The sequence below is a fragment of the Mycobacterium sp. genome, from assembly GCF_044342925.1.
Classification (GTDB): Bacteria; Actinomycetota; Actinomycetes; order Mycobacteriales; family Mycobacteriaceae; genus Mycobacterium.
Window position 1 is genome coordinate 1 of record NZ_JBIIOV010000227.1, and the last position, 4,156, is coordinate 4,156.

Sequence of the window (4,156 nt, forward strand, 5' to 3'; positions counted from 1 at the left end):
GGAAAATCCAACATCTAATTGGGTTTTGACCGCGGCACCTACCGTGTTTGCCAGCTATGTAATCAGCCGCTCGTTAGGACTAGTCGCGATTTGCGCGCTAGCTCTGGCGGCCTTTTCAATGTCGCCGGCGAACCGACTGAAACTGGCCTGGCCGTGCGCAATCTTGCCCGCGCTCTCCCTGCCCATAGTGCTCCGTTGGTACGACTCGACGACGATGGCGAAGGCTGCGTTCTTCCTCCTTGCGTGCACGATCATTGCATGCGGGGTCGCCATGTCGCCGTCGAGAAGCTCCGCCCTGATTTCACTGATTGACGGCGCTGGCCTGTTCACAGTCGCATCGTTGACGCTATGGCTGGCGGGTGTCAAAGGCCATTCGACCCGTACTGCCGGGGTAGTGAACACCATTACCGGTGGAGAACGTGTCATCTTTCCGCTCTCCCCGTCGATGTCGGCTTCAGCGAATATCGCGGCCGTTTACCTAGCTGCGGCGATTCCGGTCATCGTTGCCTGTCGTCGGCATCGACCAACGCGCCTCATCGCCATTGGGTGTGCCGCGGCTGTGCTCGTCCTGGCCGACTCGCGCACAGGGTTGATTTCGGCAATGTGCGTGTCGGCATGTGTTGTACTGATCCCGCGGACATTCCGCCGATTCACGCCGCCGTTAGTCGGATTCTGTTTACTTTTCCCATTCATCTACGGATCGCTTCAGGGGAATGTTGACTGGGCGCTCACGTCACTCAACGAAACCCTACCCTGGCTGGTGCGATCCACCCTCAATGGGCGAGATTACGTCTGGGAAGCTGCCCTCAGTTACTACCAGAGCATCGATGATCTTCACCAGATATATGGATTCGGAATCGGCGGACCAGCTAAGTCGGGCGCAGCGGCGTATTACTGGCACCCTAGATTCAGCGGCATCGCCAGCGTCGATCAGGTTTCGCCTCACAATTCCATGTTGCAGTTACTATTCGACGGCGGATGGTTGACTGTGGTCGTTTTCATGGCCGTGTTGATATGCACTGCGGTGGTCCTGGCTCGGTCGGCTTCGACGGTTGGCAGCCTTGCGGCTCTGCTGTCGTTGGTCGTCGGCGGTGTCACCTCAACGGCATTGTCGCCAACCCACGCAGAGCCGACCTGGTGGGTGCTTCTTGCTGTAGTCATGACGGCTTTCGCCCAGGAGCCAGCTGCGAGCACCGGACCAATAAACGCCCGACCCAACTATCTAGGGGGTCTCCAAAGATACGTGGGGCCGGATGACCGGTGGCCACTATTGACCTCCCTAGGGAGTGGCCGAGCGGGTTGTGTCCAGCAGGTCCGCGCAGAATCGGTAGAAGCGCTCCAGTGCGGCGTAGATCGCGGAGTGCAGTCCACCCCGTCAGCGCACGAGAGCAGTTCGCGCAACAGTTCTTCGGCCGGGCGTTACGTCCCTGAGGCAGAAGCAATCTCACCGATCGCCGCATCCAGCACGGCGTCGAATTCCTGCTCACTCTGCCCGACGGTCAACCCCTCGGTGAGCGCCCGGGAGAAGCTGGCGATCAGACCGTGGTTGCGCGACAGCCGCTGGCAGGCCTCGGCGCGGGAGTAGCCGCCGGACAGTGCGAGCACCCGCATCACCCGGGGGTCGCCCACCAGGTCGCTGTAAAGGTCGTTGGTCTCGGGCAGGGTCAGCTTGAGCATCACCTGCTGGCCGTCGCCGAGTGTGCCGAGATGGTCGATGATCGCCGACGTCAACTGCTCCTCGGCCGCGCCCTTGGCGGGGCTGTGGATGTCGACCTCGGGTTCGATGATCGGCACCAGCCCGGCGGCCAGGATCTGTTGTGCCACTTCGAACTGCTGGTCCACCACAGCGTCCAGCCCCGAGCCGGGCAGGGTGATCAGCGAGCGCATCTTGGTGCCGAAGATCCCCTTGGTCAGCGCGCGCTGCAGCAGGTCGTCCAGGCCGGGAATCGGTTTCATCAGCTGGGCGCCGCCCTGCTCTGCACCAAGCCCCTTGTCCACCTTGAGGATCGGCACGATGTTCTTCACGCCCCACAGGTAATCGGCGGTCGGCCGGCCGTCGATGTCGCGGTCCATGGTGTCCTCGAACAGGATCGCCGCCAGGATCCGGCGGCCGTCGAAGCTGGGGCTGGTGATGATGCGGGTCCGCATCTGGTGCACCAGGTCGAACATCTGCGCGTCTCCGGAGTAGGCACCGTCGGCGATGCCGTAGAGCCGCAGCGCTTTGGGGGTGGAGCCCCCGCTCTGGTCCAGGGCGGCGACGAAACCTGATCCGTGGGCGAGTTTGTCGGCCTGCTCGCTGTTCATGGGCCCATGCTGCCAGAACTCTTGACGGTTGTCGGTGGGTCGGTGTTTACTCACGGAATCGAACATATTTTCGAACATAGGTGACGTTGATCGCGGTTGGAGGTGAGCGATGGCGCCGGCGGTAGCCCTCGAAGAACAGCAGCTGGACCGTACTGAACAGCTGGAACAGCTGCGCCGTCAGATGGCGGCGGTGTCCGGCAAGGTGGGCGCCCGGTGGCGCCCGGCGGGCCCATCCGACAACGTGCTGCCGTCCGGTGAATCTTTGCTGCCGGTGCCGGATGCGCTGGCTGAACTGTTCCCGGCCGGGTTGCCCAAAGGCACCGTCGCGGAGTTCTCCGGTGCCCGTTCCCTGCCGGTGGGCATGGCCGCCGCGGTGACGGCCGCCGGCGGTCACGTGGCCGTCGTCGGGCTGCCGGATTTCGGGCTGCTGGCCGCCGCGGAGATGGGTGCGGACCTCAGCCGGCTGGCGGTCATCCCGCAACCGGGTTCTGATCCGGTGGAGGTGGCCGCGGTCCTGATGGACGGGATGGACCTGGTGGTGCTCGGCCTGGCCGGCCGCAGCGTGCCGCCCACCCGGTCGCGGGCGGTGGTGGCCCGCGCCCGGCAGCGGGGGTGCACCCTGCTGGTCACCGGAGGGCAGTGGCAGGGCGCGTCGATGCGGATGGACGCCCGGGTGCGCGGATACGACATCACCGCGACCCGAGACGGCCTGCCGGTGGCCGGCTGCGGCCGGATCGGCCGGGTGCGGGTCTCCATCCGGGCCCGGGGCAGGCCCGGGATGCCATGAGCAGGGTGCTGGCCATCTGGTGCATGGACTGGCCGGCGGTGGCCGCCGCCGCGGCCGCCGGGCTCCCGCCCACCGTCGCGGTCGCGGTCACCTGCGCCAACCGGGTGGTGGCCTGCTCGGCCGCGGCCCGTGAGGCCGGCGTGCGGCGTGGTCTGCGACGCCGCGAAGCCCAGGCCCGCTGCCCGCAGGTGCATGTCGCCACCGCCGATTCCGACCGCGACGCCCGGTTCTTCGAAGGGGTGATCGCCGCCGTCGACGAGGTGGTGCCGCGCGCCGAGGTGCTGCGGCCCGGCCTGCTGGTGCTGCCCGTGCGCGGCGCGGCCCGCTATTTCGGCTCCGAGCAGGCCGCCGCCGAACGACTGGTCGACGCCGTTGCCGCCGCCGGCGCCGAATGTCAGGTCGGTGTCGCCGACCAGCTGCCCACCGCGGTGTTCGCCGCCCGGGCCGGCCGGGTGCTCGAACCCGGCCAGGATGCCGAGTTCCTGTCGGGGTGGTCTGTCCGCCAGTTGGCGGCCGAACCCAGCCTCTCCGGTCCCGGGCGCGCGGAACTGGCCGATCTGTTGTGGCGTATGGGGATTCGCACCGTCGGCCAGTTCGCCACCCTGCCCCGCGGTGATGTGGCCTCCCGATTCGGGGCCGATGGGGTGGCCGCGCATCGCTTCGCCCGCGGCGAGCCGGGCCGCGGCCCGTACGGCCGCGACCTTCCCCCGGATCTGGATGCGGTGCTGCATTGCGATCCGCCGATCGACCGAGTGGACGCCGCCGCCTTCGCCGGGCGGACGCTGGCCGCCGCCCTGCATCGCAGCCTGGAGCGGGCCGGGGTGGGGTGCACCCGGCTGGCCATCCACGCCGGCACCGCCCCCGGCGGGCAGGAGCGCAGCGACCAGGGGATAAGTCCCGGCGGCGAACTCACCCGGGTGTGGCGGTGCGCCGAGCCGCTGACCGAGGATGCCACCGCCGACCGGGTGCGCTGGCAACTGGACGGCTGGCTGACGGCCCGGAAGGTGAATGGGCCAGGCCCCACCGGTCCGGTGATCCTGCTGCGGCTGGAACCGGTGGAAGTCG

At 67.4% G+C, this 4,156-nt stretch carries 3 protein-coding genes and 1 pseudogene; 3 read left to right on the forward strand and 1 reads right to left on the reverse strand.

Going from position 1 to position 4,156, the window contains the following annotated elements:
• Positions 1–445 precede the first annotated feature (445 nt).
• Positions 446–991: pseudogene (locus ADBZ6I_RS16410) on the forward strand (O-antigen ligase family protein); the annotation flags it as partial.
• A gap of 428 nt (positions 992–1,419) precedes the next feature.
• Here ADBZ6I_RS16410 and ADBZ6I_RS16415 read toward each other — a convergent pair.
• The gene (locus ADBZ6I_RS16415) at positions 1,420–2,304 is read right to left on the reverse strand and encodes a fructose bisphosphate aldolase (protein WP_526385716.1); all 885 of its coding nucleotides are present in this window, start codon (positions 2,302–2,304) and stop codon (positions 1,420–1,422) included.
• A 109-nt stretch (positions 2,305–2,413) separates the two neighbouring features.
• Here ADBZ6I_RS16415 and imuA' point away from each other — a divergent pair, with 109 nt between their 5' ends.
• Both imuA' and ADBZ6I_RS16425 read left to right on the forward strand, forming a co-directional pair.
• Positions 2,414–3,091, forward strand: a complete 678-nt coding sequence (gene imuA' / locus ADBZ6I_RS16420; RefSeq protein ID WP_526385718.1) for a DnaE2-dependent mutagenesis accessory factor ImuA' — start codon at positions 2,414–2,416, stop codon at positions 3,089–3,091.
• On the forward strand, positions 3,088–4,156 hold a 1,069-nt coding region (locus ADBZ6I_RS16425), incomplete at its 3' end, for a DNA polymerase Y family protein (protein ID WP_526385720.1). The genes imuA' and ADBZ6I_RS16425, both read left to right, overlap by 4 nt.

Excerpts from the sequence above, each read along its gene's own strand:
- ADBZ6I_RS16415 (WP_526385716.1), bottom strand. The coding sequence starts at position 2,304 with ATGAACAGCGAGCAGGCCGACAAACTCGCCCACGGATCAGGTTTCGTC.
- imuA' (WP_526385718.1), top strand. The coding sequence starts at position 2,414 with ATGGCGCCGGCGGTAGCCCTCGAAGAACAGCAGCTGGACCGTACTGAA.